The following is an 18,949-nucleotide window of genomic DNA, read 5'->3' as shown; positions in this document are numbered from 1 at the left end:
AAATATATAGAAGCGAAATAAGAGTAAGGTATGTTTTGGTTTGAAATGTTTGGGTATACCACCTACCTAATTGATTACAAACCAATTTAAAAGTATGAATTAATTTATAGCGATTCTTCTTGAAGTAAAAAGTGGGTAGCTATGATGCTTCCAGAACATTTGAAGTTAATTAGAAGTTATACTGAAGAACAAAAGAAAATACCACTTCCCCAATTGGATGAGTGGGATTTACATGCAATTGAAGAAACAATAAACATAGCAATTAAAAGAAAATGTGATGTAACAATAAAGATGTGGAGAGATGGAGAATTTATTCTTCGTGGTGGTATAATTCAGAATGTTGATCTAAAGAATAGAACAATTGAAGTTGATGATCCTTTTGAACTTCACAATTATAACCTGGACGTAATTGTGGATGTGACTGTAACAGATTAGACTTGAGGTGTTATAAGTGGATAATAAGCAAAAAGAAGAAGTAAATCAATTAATTGAAGCCTTGATGCAGAAAATGTCTCGAGAAAAAGTAATGGACACACTGAATCAACTACTACATATGCCTGCGGAAGATATTGATGAGCTGGCAGAATATTGCCGTATACTAGATGAAAGAGAAACCACCAACCGTTAATTCGGAAGGTGGTTGTTTAGTTAGCTTCTTGAACTAACTCAGCAGGTTAGTTGAAGAAGGAAAAGGAATAATGTAAAGAAAAATAAGAGGTGGAAGCACTAAATAGGTGGGAGGAAGTAATATAGTTAATATTGATGACCGAACGGTGTATACAAATAACCGTATAGATTTTTGGGCTTGTGATTGTATAAAAGAACCAGAATATATGTATAGTGTTGACGGAGAATATAGAACAACTTTATCTGACTTCTGGAAAAACTATAACCGTTTCCCTCTAAAGGTTATCCAGAACTTTGTAAGAGAAGTGGATGATTTAGACGATGATGACAAAAGGCTTAGGTACAGAATTGACGAGGTTCATTCGATAGATGAACTGGATAGTATACTAAACGATGTTGGATGGAAATTAACCTTAGATGATTTCTTTATAACTAATTCAGCAAAGGAAATAAGATTTAAGATACAAGATAGAGATGAATTGAAGGGTAAAGTCTCGGCACAGTATCCTATATTCGAATTAGGTCCAAGTGACACTCTAACAGAAGTAATTTTACACGGCTATTCTTTTTTGGTTGGTACAAATGATACTAATTTATCAACGAAAGAACAGCTCAAGAAGGTTGTCCTACCCTGAAGGCTATTCACAACTATCCTTGTTGAACTAACGGGTGCTTTAGATGAAGATCACTGAGTTGCAATGCAGCTCTTTTTTTTGTTCAACTTACGAAGCAGGTTAGTGAAGAGAAATGGACTATCCAAAAGGAAAAGGTATACATTTTTAATTTCTCGATTTTTAATTCATATATTTATTATCTTGGGGAATAACAATACTGAATGGAAAAATAAAGGAGGTAGTCAAAGTGGAAGTATGCTATTGGGAGCCTGAGGATCGGCGTAATAGGTCGAAATTAACTGTACATAACCAAACTGTGGTGGAAGAAGGGCCTGGAGCCACGCTTACTCTTTCTTGGGGAGGAGATACTCGTCCAGAAGGTCAAAAAGTGGATGTTGGTGTCGGGCAGAATGATACAAAAGAGTCAAAATACGTAAAAAACGGTGGTAACTGGAGAACGTTTGACGTAACTGTTTCTAAAGGGGATATAGCAATTGGGAATTTCCTACATTCAGTATACAACGCACCTTCCCCGGCTGATGCAGGAGTGGATGATACTTATATTAGGGTAGATTATCAAAGAGAAGGAGTACTTTTATATCGGGTTTACTTTACCGCCGGTAGTCCTGAAGGAGGTGCAGAAATGCATCTGGAAAATATAGGGATGATAAGTGTAGAAGATTGGGAAAGTTAATTGCCCTATTATTACTTTATTTAACTAACGGTGCTTTAGTTGAACAAACGAATGAAAAACAAATAAGAAATGGCTTAGTTAACTGTCACTAAGTCATTTCTTATTTTAATTTACAAAAAGCACCGCAAATGCGAGCAATTAGTTGTGCATATTTACTTACGTTTTTAGTGCGAGTATAAGTTTTCCGATAGGAAATTGAACCCCTTATAAGGATTTTCTTTCAATTTTCTCTTTATCTAGTTTTTCGTAAAATTCTTCTAAGGTGAGTTTTCCTTTTTTCGAATTGCATGATCTACAAGCGGGTATTATATTTTCTATCTTGTCTGACCCTCCTCTTGAAATAGGTATTATGTGATCTCTTGTACGTTGTTTTATTCCTGGGGTTTTTGTCATTCGTACTCCGCAATAACAACAGATGTTGTTATGCTTTTTTAGAAGTTCGATCCATTCGGTGAAAGTGTGTTCAACGAAAAGGTTTCTTTCTCGTTTCATCTTTCCTCGACGTAGACAATCTTTTACTTTCTCACTGTTGATGACAAGGTTTCGTCTTCTTTCTCTCAAATGTTCGGGATCATCCTCTAGTCGATTACCAGTACCTTTGTAATTCCAATGTTTTTCGTTAGATTGGTCTTTTCCTTTGCATTGTTGAGAACAATATTTAGCATCTTTTCTCCATTTGTTGTCGTATACTTCGAATTTTTTTTTGCACACAATACATTCTTTTAATGCCCTGTCTTTCACATATCCTTTATTTCGGCACTCATACGAACAATATTTTCGTTTACTTGCATGGCTAGGCTTAGTTTTAAATTCTTTCTCACAATAAACACACTTCTTGATAACCGGCATCCTAAACCTCCTTTAGTTTTAAAAGAGCTCTACATGGTGTAATGGTCACGATGGTTTATTTCTATTTAAACAGCTTCCCCGACTTCACGTAGAATTTGTAGGAATAGCGGAGACAACTGAATTAATACATAACCTAAGCCTGCATTCATGATAGTTTGCCAGGCTTTTTCGGAGTTACCTATCATGAAGAAGAAACAGCCGCCAATCATAATGACACTTGCTATCGGGAAACTGATAGCTACCAGTATTTGAACAAGAGGATCTAATACATTTGCAAGCATTTCTAAAGAAGTATCTGCAATATATCCTGTAGGAATTATTTCAGGTGTGGACGTAATATTTATTGGTAGGTTAGGAACTTGTGGGATTATATTAACTGGTTCAATTACTGGTGTAGTTAAGGGGAGGGATACTGTGGTATATGCTTCAGATAATCGGTTTATGATTAGTCCTATACTTACAGCGGCAGGTATAGCTGCAGCGGCTACTACTGTCTTTTTAGTGGCATACACATCACCTGGATCACGATGACTAAAATCTGTATACTTTGACTCCGGTACAACTTCAATTTTATACTTACGTTTAAACACTCATTTTCCTCCTTCTATTTGATTTCGCTTATCGTATATACTTTCGCTAGCGGTAGTTCTCTACAAGCTTCGTGGAGTTGATTTCGACGTAATTCAGAAGTAGTTAACCATATAATTGTGGGGAAGTGTTGTAGCTTTTGGGCTAACAATCCATTATTATACAATTCATTGTAGCGTGCTATTTTCGTGCGATTTTCGGACATCGGTTGTGTATAATCCACCTCTAAAAAATGATACCTTAAACTTTTCGTGAATAAAGCATCGCAGATTATAGTTGCTTTGCCGTCGGATACCTTTACTTCGTTCTTCCAGTCATGAGGACAACCGTAGAAAAGATAAAACTCATTCCGCATAATTGTGTGCTCGACGTGAGCGCCCTTTTTCCTGATTTTTTTGCAGTCGACGTAGGCTCTACCATTTGCGTTTAAATAATAAATAAAATGGTGTCCATCTCGTACGTGCGTAAGATAATCAGATAATGCACTAATGACTCTGTTTGTGTTTCGTTTGGATCCTAGTCGAAAATAAAGATTAAGCTGATTACGGGTCATGAAATCAAATTTCTTCAATAACAATAGTATCGATTCCTCCCGGTTGCTCAACTTCCGGTTTTTCAAGTATAATAACCTCCTTCTCGACGTTATAAGGAGCAAGCGTATTCTGAATCATTTCTGGTGTAATAAGAGGTGTCTGTAGGATTTCGAGTTTGGATGCAGTTCGATAGATGGCGCGCCCTACAATTTCCGGTAAGTTCTCGGCACCTACTTCGTCAAGGACAACGCGCGAAGCGACTGCCGACTGTACACGGAAAGCAATTTTAGCGTCTGAATTTTGCTTACATTGTCGCGGTATAACGTCGCCAGTAGGATATTGAGTGGCCAATATTTGACGGAAGCCTAAACCTGCGCCAAGCCTCGCTATTTGACTCATTAACTTCTGACATTCTTCTTTTAATTTCCTATCTTGAATGCTTACCGATTCCGACGGGTTCAATTCACCAACCTCGTCTATTATCACGAAGTAACGTTCCTTTATACCAGCTTCCTGTACGTTTTTCTTACCGAGGTATCGTATACGGCTTTGTATGGAGCGCATTTGGTCGTAGGCTGCTTGTAACGTTTCAAATGCTTCCTCTGGTTCATACGCGATGGATAGCGTTTGCTTAATAGATTCATAGTCGCAAAGCTCGACTCCACCTTTTAAGTCGATTAGAAACAGTTTGACGTGATCCGGTTGACTCTGCAGCAAACTCGTAATCATCGAGTTTATGAAATTAGATTTACCGTATCGTGTTGCACCGCCTAAAACCATATGCGGAATCTTCTCGAAATCGTGATACTTAAACATGTTTTTATCGCGAGTTACACCTACTGGAATGCTCCAATTAACGCCAGGTTGAAACGGTACTTGTAACGGTAAAGACTCGTTGTATACTCGTATTTTCAGCAGTCCATCAAAGGATATTTCGATTTCCTTGCGTTCTGTTAGTTTGTTGGTCCATAACACCTTTAGATTATCTATGATGTTTCCGTCTAGTTTTAAAATTTTTAAGTCGGTAATAGTTATTTGCTTTCGCCGATTGTTCAAGCCATCCTCTAATACACGTTGTTTTGCGAGATAATCCTCATAACTGCGCCCAAGCGGAATCCTATAGTGGAACTCCCATCCCCACTCATACGATTTTTTACGGATAAGTTGAGTAGTTAAAGTGTTCTTACCATCTTTAACGTTTAATCCAGATAACGATATGATCCGTTGAATTTTACCGCTGTCATTTGTCGAGAGACCATTCTTTTTTATAGCTGCCTTAATGGCAATTCCACCCATAATCGAAGTTGTTAAGATTTCAAAAATCATCGGACGATTCCTCCCTAGCCCCAAACGCCACAGAGGTTCTATTTAGTATAAATAGTTGCGGTAAATGGGAAGTTTTTAAATCGCAGATAAACCCTTGATATACAAGGAAAGAAAAGCGTCCCATTTGACGTCTTAGGCGAGACTTTAAATGGGACTTTAATCGGGTATTCAAAAAACTCAATCATTTTCCTCCGTTTTCTTTTTATGTTTGAAGTAAAAACGTAAGGCTTCACGATAAGTTCGACTTCTATCACGTTTTGGTATCTTCCGAATACCTTCAATTAAATCTGCATCGATCTCTGGGTTTAGTTTAGCTGCTATTTGTATTACTTCTTTCTTTTCTGCCAATGTGAACGCCTCATTTCTAAATTCTCTAACCATTTCTAACTTTCTCTATAACCTATGTAGCGTATTTCAGTTTAATTCCCGTCTCTTTATAAAAAGTTAGAAAAAGTTGAACAATTAAAGCCCAACCACAATAATATGTGGTTGGGCAATTTTAAATTTCAGTTCCTTTTGAAGCTTTTAACTAAAGATTGTTTCGTAATTTCCTCTGTACGTCTTGGAATAGACGTAGTAAGTGAGAACGGACTTACAATATACATAGGAGAAGAGGGGTATGGTCCAGAATTTGAAACAAACATAAGGAAGAGTTTAGTGTATATATCGTTTATTAAGCCTAATAAGGTATTTACAATAATTTTAAAGTACTACCAAAAGAGAGTAGATTTCTCTACTCCCATGTGAAAAACAAACTATCGTGGACTATTTCATCTTCCATTTTTTCACCTTGACGTTGCAATCGATTTATCATGCTCACACCACAGTTTACAAATAGCGAGCGTTCAAACAATCCTTCAGGGGCTTGAATACCGATATCTTCTTGACCTGATTTTTTTGTTCCGTTTATTGACAGCATGATTTTTACTCCGCGATCTTTACACTCTTGAATTTTCTCATATAGTTCCTCTATCTTAAATGCTTGTGCACCATATAAAATCGTTTGACTGTGAGTATATGGAGGGTCGCAATAGATTAAATCACCTTCTTGTGCCATGTCCATGATTTCTTTATAATCACGATTAGCAAATGAAATATCTTCTTGTAGTAGTTCATGCCATTGCATTACTCTATTTTCAAAACTGTCTGGGGATATTGGATTATGTGGTCCAATTGGAGTAGACATATATCCATCGGATTTTCTGAAACGAATAATACCTCCGTAACAAGTACGAGTTAGGACAGCAAAATCTAATGCATTAAAATCTTCATTAAATCTGTCTCTAATTTTTATGTATTTCTGTTCTCGATCAGTATTGTATTCCGTGATACAATTTCGATAGTGATTAATTAGTATTCCAGGTTCAAACTTTACATAATTAAATATATCTATAAGAAAGGGAAGGATATCCGCACCTACCGCCTGTTCAAAAGTAGGGAATAGACTATTTCTTTTTTCACTAATTAGTGTCGCCAATACTGCACCACTACCCAAGAAAGGCTCGTAGTATGTATTTATATCGTTAGGCATGTATGAAACAATTTCTTTTGCAAATCGATGTTTATTGCCGATCCACTTCAATAACTGTGGAACATCCGTTTTTAATTTAGTAGCCAAAACCAATCACCTCTATGCTTACTATTATACTACAGTAGTCAATGATATGTCACTTATAGTCTGTAGACTTATAGTATACAAAAGGATTACATTTTGTATATAAAGACTAAATAAAGAAGAGTTGAGAAAAGATGGTAAATGAATCGAGAATCAAGAAGGCATTCGGAAATACTTTAAAAGAGATACGAAAAGAGAGAGAATTATCTCAAGAAGTATTAGCGGCACGAGTGGGACTTCATAGAACATATGTAAGTGATGTTGAGCGAGGTGATAGAAATCTATCTCTAATCAACATTATAAAAATATGTAAAGAACTTGATATACCTGTTTCATCTTTCTTTAGTCGCATGGAGAATGGAGCAGATCAATATGCAAGCGAATCCGATATTTCTAGGTAGAGATTCTTCTTTTTGGGCTTATGTTAAACTCATTTCTGAACAATTGGGTTACTCCAAAAACGGAGCAGTAATATCTCACACGAAACAAGCTGTAATAAGCAAATTTACTTTTTTAAAAATTAACATAGAAGAAGATGTATTAGATGAAGCATTGTCTTACATAGAATATAGAGCAGAATTATTAAATAGTCATGAGCATTACTTAATGGATGCAGCGACAGCAGCAAAAGAGTTCAATAAACTTTTAGAGATTTTTCCTGTTGATACATACACAAGTAACATTCCAATGAATAAACAATCAGGTGAAAAGAAGCAAGTTGCCTATTTAACTGGTATTGTAAATATTTTAACCGAAAGTACAATTCGTAAATTTGCGGATTTTCATGGATTAGAATATGGCAAGGACATAGGATTTAATCACGATCCACGTTCACTATCTTATGTGTTAAGTGAGGATAGAAAACTAGAGGGAATTATGTCACGTCGTTTTGATGGTGCGTTTCCCGATGTAAAAAATGCACATCTTATTTGGGAACTAAAAGAATATTACTACACAACATCCTTTGGTAGTAAAATATCTGGAGCGGTATATGAAACTCAATTAGATGGATATGAAGTGAAAACTATCAAAGAAGACACGGGAGTTCATATCAATCATGTTTTAATAGTTGATGCTCATGGTACATGGTGGGATAAAGGAAAACCTTATCTTTGTAGAGTTGTTGACATGTTGCATGCTGGACTTGCTGATGAAGTACTTTTGGGGAAAGAAGTATTTGATAGATGGCCAGTAATTGTTGAAAAGTCATTAATATATTACAAAGAAAACTTTATAGACAAGAAGTCGATTTAATGGCTCCTCCAAGGTCTTTTTTTTTCATAAACTCATATAAAAAATAAGTTTTAAGGTTTATTAATTATTATGGGTCATTTCATGGGACGCGACTATACGTAATGACCAATTTCAGATAAAAACTACCTATATTTGGTATCTTTAAATTAAAATTACTTGGTATTCACACTGGTTTTGTGATGGTCATTTACCAATAAAAATTGTCACTTGCACGAATAATAAGCACGCTCTAATGAGCGTGCTTATTTACTTGTTCTCAAATAGAAAAAGCACCACCTCTAAAGAGATGATACTTTGTAAATCAAAAAAGCCTTGCAAGGACTGAAATGACATTAGACGGGTAAAAGTCCTCTCTTAAGTTGGCTCTTGGTGATGTCCCCGATCACGTAGTTAATAATTGCACAAATGTTGTAATGGACCACATAAAGTATCCTATCTAACTCACCAGCTAGCGCTTCATTTTGAAGTTCAGAATCGATTAAGTAACCTTTTACATATTTGTCACCATTCTGCAATCTACTAATAATTCTGTGATTACCATCTATAACTATAAATTGTGTTCTTGTTGAAAAAAGCGGATATTTAATTACGATCACAGGTTCATTATTAATGAGAGCTTGTTCTAAATATGCCGTATTTACTGCACCTGGAGGGACTCCGTCTGCTACAACTTTTGTGATAAAGTTTATCAATTGAATGTTGTGCCGTTTGATTACCTCCTTTGCTTTTTGAACACTCCAACAAACAGTGTAATAATCGTCCCCAACCGGTAAAATGATTATCTGTTCAAAGTATTGTGGGGATTTTGTGTTCAGTAATTCAGAAAGTACTTCTCCGTTTCTAGGCACTTTTAAACCTTCCAATGAAGGTGTTTTTGATGCTTCTGTTATTCTTTTTTTATACTTTGATATTAAATAAGGTAATTCTGGATAATCATTTTTAATTTCTATGCCCCTAGAGCGCAAGAAGCTCAAGTCACAGATTGAGTCTAAAAAATTTTCTACTGAATAAGACTGCACATTTAACAAATCAACACCTCCGTAAAAATAACTACTGTAAAGGGTATTAATTACTAAGATAAAATATCCCTATTTTTAAGAATTGCCTGTCTAAGTTATGTATAGTGGTGTTGATTAGATAAGTAATTGAGGGAACTCTTTCATGACTCAAGACTGTTCAACCTACTAAAGCCTAATATTCCCCACTATAGTACAATGGGTTTAATAACGAAAATGAAATATATTTGGAGGCTTTTTCCTATGTCGATGACACGTCCGGTAGCAATAAATGAAGTAGTAAATAATCAGCGGCTTTGTGAGGTGTTTTTATGTGCCCCGCAGGGAGGAATGCGTAAGTCGAATCGAACGAATACATTGACGCTTATTTCAGATAAGACGAAGCTTTATGATGATCGGGTTGTCGGGAATATTTATCATTACACAGGTATGGGCCAGAGTGGCGATCAGAAGATGAGCGGGCAAAATTTGACGTTAGCGGAATCAGATCGTAATGGAGTACAGATTCATTTCTTTGAGGTAATGAAGCCAAGGGAATATACATATCGAGGGCAAGTAGAGCTTGTGGGTGAGCCATATCAGGAACAACAGAAGGATCAAGATGGGAGACAGCGCCTTGTTTGGATTTTTCCACTGCGCTTAAAGGATGGCAATGCCAAATTTACGAAACTAACATCTGGAGCGAATGATAAGCAAGAGCTGCAAGAAGAATTTAAAGAAATTCAGCAAGTTGAAAATCTGCCAATAACACAAACTGAAAAAGAACGTTTGATCAAAGCACGTATTGGCCAAGGGAAGTTTAAAAGGTTACTGATCGAACGTGAATGTAAATGTGCATTATGTGGTGTAACAGATCCACGGATTTTGATTGCGAGTCATATAAAACCATGGAGCACTTCTACAAATGAAGAACGACTTGATGTGAATAACGGATTATTGCTATGTCCGAATCATGATGCGTTGTTTGATAAACAGTTAATTTCGTTTGATATGCAGGGGAAGATTATGATATCGCAAACATTAGATGAAACGGTTCGCATATTTATGAATGTAAATGATGAAATGCGAGTTGAGTTAACTCAAAAGCAGTTGTTTTATATGGAGGAACATAATCAAAATTTAATTTAATAGATGTTATAGATGGACTATATAAACTTAGTGTATTGAACCAAAATCTATATCAGATGTTGTGCAATCTCAAGTAGTGACTGTGGAAGAATTATCAAAGTCTTAAAGATACGTAGATTGTAGCAATGTTCTTATATTTCTACTTATAACTAATATTACTCTTAAACAATTAAAAACCATTTTATCCATTGATAAAATGGTATATTTTAGATGATATTAATTTTGGTAGAACTGTTTTTCTGTCTAATCTCAATCGGAGGTAGAAATGAAAGATTTTCAAGTTGCAGAACAAATTTATCATGAGTTATGGAATTGTGAATATACGGATATGAGTTATACGTTAAGAGATAGTTCGGTTCATGTAAAGTTTTTAGAAAGAAAAGAAGATGAAAATCAAGAAACACGGTGGCTAATTTTTGAATCAACTTGGTCTGATAACGGGATTGATCGCAAGACTTTACTTCGTCTCCGACTTGGATCGTGGAACAGGAACTTTTTTTCAAATAACAGTTCCTACTACATAATCGGATATATTGAGGATCAATACCATCATGAAATTAGTTTGAAGAGATATTTTCCTAAAATAGACATCGAAGAAGAGGGACAAGTACCTTTTTTAAGTTCAGTAACCTACAGTTTAAGAGATGGGCAAGAGAAAAATTATTTACGCAGGGACTTCACTTTAGACCTTCTCAAAGAACAAGATTTGAAAATTGAAAGTTCTAAAGTACATCTAGGTGTATGGGACCTTTTCGAAGGTACTTTTATTGATACCGTGAATATTTTTGTATCTAATATATTGCTCACGACCTTGCTCAAGGCTCATTACCGCAATTCGAAGTTGATTAATTTTTGTGGACTGCCTGTAATACCTGAAAATGAAGAGAAGGATGTGAATGTATTGTTAAATGTATGGAAAATTGCTCCTGGGAGAAAAGCCGAATTTTGGGGGCATGCTCAAGAAGATAGTAATATCTTTATTGAGTGGAAAGAACTCGGCGATCTAAATAAGTACGAAACAAAAGAGAAAATGATAGATGCATACAAATTAATTTATCCTAATTTACCGGAACCGATCAATAATAGTGACACCCTATGGTCATTTTACAAGCATATTCAAATCGGTGATGTGATTATAGCTAATAACGGATTCAAAAAGATTGAAGGTATTGGAAAAGTCATCGGTAATTATGAATATATTTTACACGAAGGTGATGACTATCCCCATACGCGGAAAGTAGATTGGGTCATCAAAGACTCTGTAACGTTCGATGAAAATATGTTCCAAGTCAAAGCGATTTCTCCAATAACGAATGAAAAACTTGAACTAATCGAGAAAGCAGTCTTGGAACAAGTTCCGAATGGACAGGAGAAATGGCAAATGTTATTTGGCAAACCTAAAGAAAGTCCTTTCATTGAGGATTTTTATCAATTTGTTCAAAGCAGGGGTTTTTTCTTTAGTAAAGAACTTGTTATGAGATTTATTTATTCCTTGAAGTCAAAGCCATTTGTCATTTTATCCGGTATATCAGGAACGGGTAAAACTAAGATAGCGCAACTATTTTTTGAATTTATGGATAAATCTACGGATCAATTTATTGCTGCACCCTTGAGTGTATTTGAATATAAACTTAATCCGTATAACTTTGACTACCAGCGAATGATTGTTCCTCAATATATGGCTGAATTCCTGGAGATAGTCAATCTGCAGGTGGGAGCAGAAATTTCGCTTTCTTTTGAGGGTCAAATGGAAAAGGCTTTGATTAAAGAAGAAAGAACAGGTGTCATACGTCTTGGGTTCCGAAAAAGATTTATGAAGTGGCTAAGAGAAAACTTTGTCGTTGAAAGCAAAATATATATCAAAATTAACGATGGTGGAAATAGCATTGAATTCAGCAAGATTTCTTATGCTGCTAACCCTGTCAAACCGCACCAATCAACTTTTATATCAGTTCGTCCTGATTGGTTGGATCATCATGGATTGCTGGGTTTCTATAATCCAATAATACAAAAGTATCGGGTTACTGAAATGCTCAAAATCATGATCAGGGCCAAAGCAAATCCAGAGTTGCCTTTTTTCGTATTGCTAGACGAAATGAACCTTTCTAAAGTTGAGTATTATTTCTCTGATTTTCTAAGTTGTCTCGAAAGTCGAAGAATCGATGAGTTCGGGGAAATAATTCAAGAGAAACTTGTTTTGCACGAGGAAGAAAATGAACTTACATTCGTTGATGAAAACGGAATGATCTACGATATTCCAAGAACGATGGAAATACCGAAAAATCTATACCTGATTGGAACGGTTAACATAGATGAAACAACCTATATGTTTAGTCCCAAGGTGTTGGATAGAGCACATATCATTGAGTGTAATGAAATGGACTTTTCTGCATATATACAGAACACTACAGTTGTAAACATGGTAAAAAACGCGACACAAAGTTTAAGTTTAGTAGAGAAGACCTCATGGTTCACTAATCATGGTACTTATCATAAAACGTTATATAGAAAAGAGTTTATGCACAGTCCAAACAACATGGAACTGGTAAGTCTATTGGAAGAGCTACAACAATTCATGATGAATCAAGGGTATGCCTTCGGTTATAGAGTGCTTGATGAAATCCTCACATTTATTGTAGAAAACCAAAATTATGGGGGATTTAAGGATGATTCTGCGTTGGATATCATGATCCTGCAAAAAATCCTACCAAAAATTCATGGAAATCGAACACAACTTGAGCCACTGTTACATCAGCTTTTTAATTTTTGTTTAGTGGAAAAGTTGGATGGGACACTGAGCGCAATCGATCTAGACTACGATGCTTCCTTGTTCCGTTTTCCTCTTTCAGCCAAGAAAGTCCAAGGGATGTTCAGGCAGATCATGAGAACAGGTTATGGGAATTTCATTCAATGAATCAGGAAATAAGTATAAATGTTAATTTTCGGTTATTTGATAAAGAAGGAGAAGTATTAAAAGATGGTCAGCCGTTGTTCGATCAGTCAGTCTATCGAATCGAATTTGAACAGGAACTAACCAAAGATCAAAAGACTTTTATTGAAGCAAATTACACATCCATATTGAAATCCTCTTTCGGTGCTTTTTATACACTGTCTTTAAGCAATTATGTGGGGAGTATCAACTTATTTGGAAAATTGTTTGAAGTACTTTCGAAAAAGTGGAATAAGAAACAGATTGAGTACCTTTACAAAGAGGTAAGTAAACAGGCTTCAAATCTCCCTTTTTATTCACTGTCCGTTGCAAATCAATCATTTGAGAAAAACTTGGGTAACCATTCACTCATTAGATATCATCAATGGATTTTACTGCGGGAAGAGTTATTCCATTCCACTGTATTAAAAGACGCTTGGGACTCCATTGTGAAAGAACCACATACTATGATAATTTCACAATATCAAAGTACAGAACCCTGGAAAATATCTCGTGTAGACGAAACTAGCTGGAACCGTTTTATTCAAAAGGGAAATGTTGTGGAGTTACGAGGAAACCATCCTCTTGCAAGCAAGGAAGTTGCAAGAAAGCTTGCAAGAAATGGATCAGTTTACTTCCCTAAGATACTAGATGAATCTGTAAAAAGAAAATCGTATGACACGAAGGAGAACCGTTTTATCAAGAATATGCTTATTCAGTACTTGGAGTTAGTTGAGTGGTTTGACACCTACTTAAGAAAACAGATGAAACTCAGGTCCATTCATCAATTGGACGATGTCCATCGTATCAACCAGGCAATGAAAAAAGATATACAAAATAAGTTGGAAACATCATTGATGAAAGAGGTTAGTCTGACATTCACTAATACTCTTGGTGATAGTACCATATTGCAAAGAAGACAAGGCTATAGGCAATGGTTTGTGTTCTATCAAACATTTATTCAGGGAATTGGATATCCAATGACTAAAGAAGAATTACAAAACAGAATTGAAACAAAAAGCATAGATAAAATTTATGAAATGTGGTGCTTCTTTGAAATCGAAAAAGCGCTCAGCAGGGTGATAGGCAACCCAAGCATAGTTAGTATCTTTAATTCCAATCCTGATACAGGTGTTTATTTAGGGAAAATTCCCAAAATCACATATTTGTTTGGTGAAGAAACTTTAGAACTTTATTACAATAAAACTTTTTCGACAGGTGAGTCATATTCTGTTGAACTTCGTCCGGATATAAGTATTTACTGGCATGAGCAATGGTATCATTTTGATGCGAAATATAAGCTTTCAGATACTTATAAAATAGAAGATATCCATAAAATGCATGTATACAAAGACGCTATTCATAACACAAGGTTAGCTTTGGCACTTTATCCAGCAGCGGATGGATATAAAGACGAATTTTTTGAAGATCCTATAGTGAATGGTGGTATAGGTGTAGTACATCTTATGATTGATATAGACAACACCCATCTGGATCAAATCATTCAATCTATTATAATAGAGGGGAAAATAGGGAGACAGTTTAGATAAGTTAATTGTTGGAATAATTGTTGACGATATCGGTGATAAATAAATTTAGGGAATTAAGTTTATTAACTATAATAGTACCTATTTCAAGATTTTGGAAACAAAAAATTAAATTCACCGCAATCACCATTTATGGAATGTTCCACATCCCGAGTAGACCGTTAAAGTGAAAAGATCTTTTGACCGCCTGCTCGGGATGTAAAGCGGAAAATGCCTGGTGGTTGCGCTCGAAAAATGCGAAGGGATGTTTTTCTTTCAACCTAGTTTTTTTACTGCTGCACGGCACTTTTTTTCGAATGCACCTGGCGTTAAATAACCAATGCTACCTTAATATGTTTACGATTTTAACTAGCTTCGATGTACTTAAATAAGGAGATATGTGCTGTTTAGAAGCTGTCGTATTATACAGAATAAACCACATAATTTTCACCCTATAAGCACCCTATGAATGCCCCATTTAAAAACGGGTCGTTATATCATTCCCACAACAGTTCATCTTGGGAAACCATATCCATAATGTAAGAAAAACTTTGACCACTTTTTTGTTATTGCATATATAGATTTGAATAATATTAATTTAAAAACCTTATTTAACTGGGGAACAGAAGATATATTTGTCCTCATTTTTGGAATTAAGTGATGGGCGGGAATGATGTAAAGAATATATCATCTTGATTAATATTTATAGCACCTAAAAGAGGTGCTTTTTTTCCAAATTACACTTACACATTCCTGTACATACGCCGCCATTTATATAGTTTTTATTAGCCCCAAATTTAGCCCCAATTAGCCCCAATAAATTTCATTTTAAAACCTTATTTTGCATAGACATAAAAATGATAAGTGTTAGATAAAGCGTTGGTATTACTGTTTTTGTAAAATAATCGCACCTTATTTTGCAAACAGATGTTAGTATAGCATGTACTATATGCATTTTCCAAAAACAGAGGACGCATAAGGATATTCAAGTAATGGCAAGGGCTTCATGATATAGCAACCTAAATTAGTGTTAGTCTTTCGAGCTATTGGTTGATTAGTTCCGTGATTACAATTCCACAAACAACTAAACCAACTAGCCTGAATAGCAAAATGCTTTTGTTGACGTATCTTGCAATGGTGAAAAATTAAGTTTGAAGTTATAGATATAAAGTCACCGGATGCGGCAATCAATTATGTTGAAATATTGTGGGCTGAAGTTTTTTTTCGTGTTATCATCAATGTATGAATATTCCGATTTTAACCACTAAACTTTATATCCCTTTGCCACGGACTAATATTGTCCTCCGACCGCGCCTAATCGAGCGGCTGAACAGTGGTTTGGATCGCAAGCTGACGCTTATCTCAGCCTCAGCTGGCTTTGGCAAGACTACGTTGGTCACCGAGTGGATTGCCAATTGTGAGCGTCCTGTCGCATGGCTGTCGCTGGACGAAGGAGATGACAACTCTATACGTTTTTTTACTCATCTTGTAGCTGCATTACAGTCGATTGATGAGAATATGGGAGAAGGCGTAGTTGGTTTGCTCAACTCCCCACAGATGCCGTCAACGGAGTCTATTTTGACGGCTTTTCTCAATGAAATTTCAGCTATTTCTTACAAATTCGTACTCGTTCTTGACGACTATCATGTTATTGATTCAAAGTGGATAGACGATGCCTTTATCTTCCTGCTTGAGCATCTACCTCCACAGATACACCTTGTCATTGCCACGCGTGAAAATCCACGGCTTCCGCTGGGCAGGTTACGTGCCCAGGGACATTTGACCGAGTTGCGTGCCACAGACCTACGTTTTACATCCGGTGAAGCAGCGGTGTTCCTAAATGAAATGATGGGCCTTAGTCTCTCGACAGAAGAAATTACTGCATTAGAAACACGTACGGAAGGATGGATTACAGGACTCCAGCTGGCAGCACTCTCGATGCAGGGGCGTAATGATAATTCCGCGTTTATAAGGGCTTTTACTGGAGACAATCGGTACATATTAGACTATTTGGTCGAAGAGGTTCTTCAGCGTCAGCCTGACCATGTCCGGAGCTTCTTAGTTCAGACCTCTATTCTTGATCGGTTGCATGGCCCTCTGTGTGATGTCGTTACTGGCCAGGACGATGGCAACGCGCGGTTGGATGCCTTGGAGCGCGGCAACTTTTTTGTTGTTTCTCTGGATGACAGGCGTCAATGGTATCGCTATCATCACCTCTTTGCCGAGGTTCTCTATGCGCATTTAAGAGAGGATCAACCCGATCAGGTAGTTATCCTGCATCGGCGTGCGAGTATGTGGTATGAGCAGCATGGCTTTGAGGCAGATGCAATCCGCCATGGGCTGGCGGCAAAGGATTTTGCCCGGACAGCAAACCTTCTTGAGCTAGCTTGGCCAGAAATGCGTAGAAATAGACAGGGTGTTGCGGTGTTGGGATGGATGAAGGCTCTTCCTGATGAACTGGTAAACTGTAGACCTGTACTCAGCGTAGTGTATGCCTGGGCTTTGCTGGCTGGTGGTGAGCTCAAAGACGTTGAGGACCGTCTAAAATCTGCCGAACGGTGGCTAGAGGCGACAACAAACCAGCAGCCTAACGCCTTAGTTGGGATGATTATCATCAATGAGGAGGAATTTCGTGGCCTACAGAGTACGATCGCCGTGTACCGTGCTGCGCATGCACAGGCGCTCGGTGACGTAGACGCTACTATAAAATATGCTCGACGTGTGCTCGAGCTTGTGCATGAGGACGACCATCTTCGGTACGGGGCAGCGGCTGGGCTCCTTGGACTCGCATTATGGACTAGCGGGTATCTTGAGGCGGCGCACAGGACATTTGCAGATGGCATGGCTAGTGTAAGGCTGTCCGGGGCGATCTCGGACGCAATCGAGGGCTCACTCGCACTTGCTAATATACGAATTGCTCAAGGACGACTTCGATCAGCAATTCGTTCCTATGAGCAGGGATTGCGGTTTGCGAAGGAACATGGTGAGCCTGTACCGCGTGGAACCGCAAACATGTACGTGGGAATGAGTGAGCTCTACTGTGAGTATAACGAACTGCATGCCGCCACGCAGCATCTGCTTAGAAGTAAGGAGGAGGGTGAGCGGACCGGGTTTCCACCAAATCAGCATCGTTGGCGTGTTGCAATGGCTAGAATACTTGAGGCCAAAGGAGATCTTGAAGGCGCTCTTGAGTTGCTCCTTGAGGCAGAGCAACTGTATGTAAGTGATTTTTTTCCAAATGTACGACCTATAGGAGCAGTAAAGACACGGGTATGGTTAAAACAGGGTAGGTTTGTTGAAGCCCTCGACTGGGCACGGGAGCAGGGCCTATCTGGCCAAGATGAACTTACTTACATGCGCGAATTCGAGCATATCACACTGGCAAGATTGTTTTTAGCTCGGTTTACGAGAGATCGTTCAGACCGCTCTTTGCTTGAGGCGATGAGACTTCTTAAACGTCTTCTCGAAGCAGCAGAGGAGGGTGGGAGAACGGGAAGCTCGAATGAAATACTAGTGTTGCAGGCACTATCTTACTATTTCCAAGGCGACATCCCTGCCGCGCTTGTGCCACTGGACCGCGTCCTAACCCAAGCTGAACCAGAGGGTTATGTCCGGATTTTCTTAGACGAAGGTCAGCCTATGGCGGAATTGCTAGAAGTGGCAGTGAAACACGGGATAGCACCGAATTATGCTCACCAACTACTTGCAGCCTTTGGTCAGAAGGAGGATAGAACGCCTTCCAAACAAGTATTAAGTGAACCACTGAGTGAACGTGAACATGAAGTTCTAAGGTTGCTTAGAACTGACTTAAGTGGACCGGATATAGCACGACAACTTATAGTGTCCTTGAACACCTTGCGTACTCACACAAAGAACATTTATAGCAAGCTTGAGGTGAACAATCGTCGGGCAGCAGTACGAAGGGCCGAGGAACTCGATTTGTTCTAGCAAGTATTAACTAACATCCACGCTTCGGCAGGTTTTATCGAATCTGCCGAGGCTTTTTCTATTCTCACACCCTCCAATAGATAAATCACCACACCAATCACCACATGTAGTGATGCCAACTCACCACTTCAACGTGTAACCTAGATTTTGAAAGGAACATACAACATTATGGGATTGCATTCAGAGAAAGCAGGTGAATAATGAATGAATCAAAAAGCATTAACGGAGGATCACCGCGAATCTAAATTTTATGAAATTGACCTTAAGGGACACTTGAATCCCCGGTGGATGGACAAATTTGC

General features: G+C 37.6%; 17 protein-coding genes. 10 read left to right on the top strand and 7 right to left on the bottom strand.

The annotated features are described in order from the left end of the window. Window positions 1–141: 141 nt before the first annotated feature. The 4 genes from P2Q73_RS00605 (at window position 142) to P2Q73_RS00590 (ending at window position 1,935) form a co-directional block, all read left to right on the top strand. Window positions 142–435, top strand: a complete 294-nt coding sequence (locus P2Q73_RS00605) for a YolD-like family protein (RefSeq protein WP_275782786.1) — start codon at window positions 142–144, stop codon at window positions 433–435. A 16-nt stretch (window positions 436–451) separates the two neighbouring features. After that, window positions 452–628: a hypothetical protein gene (locus P2Q73_RS00600; protein WP_275782783.1), complete on the top strand. Its 177-nt coding sequence runs from the start codon at window positions 452–454 to the stop codon at window positions 626–628. 106 nt (window positions 629–734) lie between these two features. Next, window positions 735–1,262 (top strand): hypothetical protein, encoded by a 528-nt coding sequence (locus tag P2Q73_RS00595; protein ID WP_275782780.1) that lies wholly within the window; start codon window positions 735–737, stop codon window positions 1,260–1,262. Between the two features lie 226 nt (window positions 1,263–1,488). Then, window positions 1,489–1,935, top strand: coding sequence for a hypothetical protein (locus P2Q73_RS00590; RefSeq protein ID WP_275782777.1), 447 nt, complete (start codon window positions 1,489–1,491; stop codon window positions 1,933–1,935). Window positions 1,936–2,139: 204 nt separating this feature from the next. Here P2Q73_RS00590 and P2Q73_RS00585 read toward each other — a convergent pair whose 3' ends face one another. From P2Q73_RS00585 to P2Q73_RS00560, 6 genes are all read right to left on the bottom strand, one after another. Next, window positions 2,140–2,784 (bottom strand): HNH endonuclease, encoded by a 645-nt coding sequence (locus tag P2Q73_RS00585; protein WP_275782774.1) that lies wholly within the window; start codon window positions 2,782–2,784, stop codon window positions 2,140–2,142. A 65-nt stretch (window positions 2,785–2,849) separates the two neighbouring features. Continuing rightward, complete coding sequence (locus P2Q73_RS00580; protein WP_275782771.1) at window positions 2,850–3,374, bottom strand: hypothetical protein; 525 nt, start codon at window positions 3,372–3,374, stop codon at window positions 2,850–2,852. A gap of 14 nt (window positions 3,375–3,388) precedes the next feature. Beyond that, complete coding sequence (locus P2Q73_RS00575) at window positions 3,389–3,925, bottom strand: replication-relaxation family protein (RefSeq protein ID WP_275782768.1); 537 nt, start codon at window positions 3,923–3,925, stop codon at window positions 3,389–3,391. Window positions 3,926–3,929: 4 nt separating this feature from the next. After that, a complete protein-coding gene (locus P2Q73_RS00570; protein WP_275782766.1) occupies window positions 3,930–5,231 on the bottom strand; it encodes an FtsK/SpoIIIE domain-containing protein in 1,302 nt (433 codons plus the stop codon). A gap of 177 nt (window positions 5,232–5,408) precedes the next feature. Then, complete coding sequence (locus P2Q73_RS00565) at window positions 5,409–5,579, bottom strand: hypothetical protein (protein ID WP_275782764.1); 171 nt, start codon at window positions 5,577–5,579, stop codon at window positions 5,409–5,411. A gap of 385 nt (window positions 5,580–5,964) precedes the next feature. Then, window positions 5,965–6,849, bottom strand: a complete 885-nt coding sequence (locus tag P2Q73_RS00560; protein ID WP_275782761.1) for a DNA adenine methylase — start codon at window positions 6,847–6,849, stop codon at window positions 5,965–5,967. Window positions 6,850–6,980: 131 nt separating this feature from the next. Between P2Q73_RS00560 and P2Q73_RS00555 the strand changes: the two genes are divergently transcribed. After that, window positions 6,981–7,247 carry a helix-turn-helix domain-containing protein gene (locus P2Q73_RS00555; RefSeq protein WP_275782758.1) on the top strand — a complete coding sequence of 89 codons (267 nt, stop codon included), beginning with the start codon at window positions 6,981–6,983 and terminating at the stop codon, window positions 7,245–7,247. Further along, the gene (locus P2Q73_RS00550) at window positions 7,219–8,100 is read left to right on the top strand and encodes a DUF7687 domain-containing protein (protein WP_275782755.1); all 882 of its coding nucleotides are present in this window, start codon (window positions 7,219–7,221) and stop codon (window positions 8,098–8,100) included. The genes P2Q73_RS00555 and P2Q73_RS00550 overlap by 29 nt, the downstream gene beginning before the upstream one ends. 332 nt (window positions 8,101–8,432) lie before the next feature. Here P2Q73_RS00550 and P2Q73_RS00545 read toward each other — a convergent pair whose 3' ends face one another. After that, a complete protein-coding gene (locus tag P2Q73_RS00545) occupies window positions 8,433–9,128 on the bottom strand; it encodes a hypothetical protein (protein ID WP_275782752.1) in 696 nt (231 codons plus the stop codon). Window positions 9,129–9,359: 231 nt separating this feature from the next. Between P2Q73_RS00545 and P2Q73_RS00540 the strand changes: the two genes are divergently transcribed. The 4 genes from P2Q73_RS00540 to P2Q73_RS00525 all read left to right on the top strand — a co-directional run bounded on the left by P2Q73_RS00540 (window position 9,360) and on the right by P2Q73_RS00525 (window position 18,647). Continuing rightward, window positions 9,360–10,244, top strand: a complete 885-nt coding sequence (locus P2Q73_RS00540; RefSeq protein WP_275782748.1) for an HNH endonuclease — start codon at window positions 9,360–9,362, stop codon at window positions 10,242–10,244. Between the two features lie 265 nt (window positions 10,245–10,509). Next, window positions 10,510–13,158, top strand: a complete 2,649-nt coding sequence (locus P2Q73_RS00535; protein WP_275782745.1) for a hypothetical protein — start codon at window positions 10,510–10,512, stop codon at window positions 13,156–13,158. Beyond that, the gene (locus tag P2Q73_RS00530) at window positions 13,155–14,723 is read left to right on the top strand and encodes a DUF2357 domain-containing protein (protein WP_275782742.1); all 1,569 of its coding nucleotides are present in this window, start codon (window positions 13,155–13,157) and stop codon (window positions 14,721–14,723) included. Before P2Q73_RS00535 ends, P2Q73_RS00530 begins: the two co-directional genes overlap by 4 nt. Window positions 14,724–16,037: 1,314 nt before the next feature. Further along, on the top strand, window positions 16,038–18,647 hold the full coding sequence (locus P2Q73_RS00525) for a winged helix-turn-helix domain-containing protein (RefSeq protein WP_275782739.1): 2,610 nt from the start codon (window positions 16,038–16,040) through the stop codon (window positions 18,645–18,647). Window positions 18,648–18,949: the final 302 nt, after the last annotated feature.

Origin of the sequence: Bacillus sp. Cr_A10 (genome assembly GCF_029222665.1) — a bacterium.
Taxonomy (GTDB): domain Bacteria; phylum Bacillota; class Bacilli; order Bacillales_A; family Planococcaceae; genus Psychrobacillus.
This window is presented reverse-complemented; position numbering and strand designations above follow the sequence as displayed.

Bases quoted from the DNA above. Each gene is read 5' to 3' on its own strand.
- P2Q73_RS00555 (WP_275782758.1), top strand. From the start codon at position 6,981: ATGGTAAATGAATCGAGAATCAAGAAGGCATTCGGAAATACTTTAAAA.
- P2Q73_RS00535 (WP_275782745.1), top strand. From the start codon at position 10,510: ATGAAAGATTTTCAAGTTGCAGAACAAATTTATCATGAGTTATGGAAT.
- P2Q73_RS00540 (WP_275782748.1), top strand. From the start codon at position 9,360: ATGTCGATGACACGTCCGGTAGCAATAAATGAAGTAGTAAATAATCAG.
- P2Q73_RS00575 (WP_275782768.1), bottom strand. From the start codon at position 3,925: ATGACCCGTAATCAGCTTAATCTTTATTTTCGACTAGGATCCAAACGA.
- P2Q73_RS00550 (WP_275782755.1), top strand. From the start codon at position 7,219: ATGCAAGCGAATCCGATATTTCTAGGTAGAGATTCTTCTTTTTGGGCT.
- P2Q73_RS00585 (WP_275782774.1), bottom strand. From the start codon at position 2,784: ATGCCGGTTATCAAGAAGTGTGTTTATTGTGAGAAAGAATTTAAAACT.
- P2Q73_RS00570 (WP_275782766.1), bottom strand. From the start codon at position 5,231: ATGATTTTTGAAATCTTAACAACTTCGATTATGGGTGGAATTGCCATT.
- P2Q73_RS00605 (WP_275782786.1), top strand. From the start codon at position 142: ATGATGCTTCCAGAACATTTGAAGTTAATTAGAAGTTATACTGAAGAA.
- P2Q73_RS00530 (WP_275782742.1), top strand. From the start codon at position 13,155: ATGAATCAGGAAATAAGTATAAATGTTAATTTTCGGTTATTTGATAAA.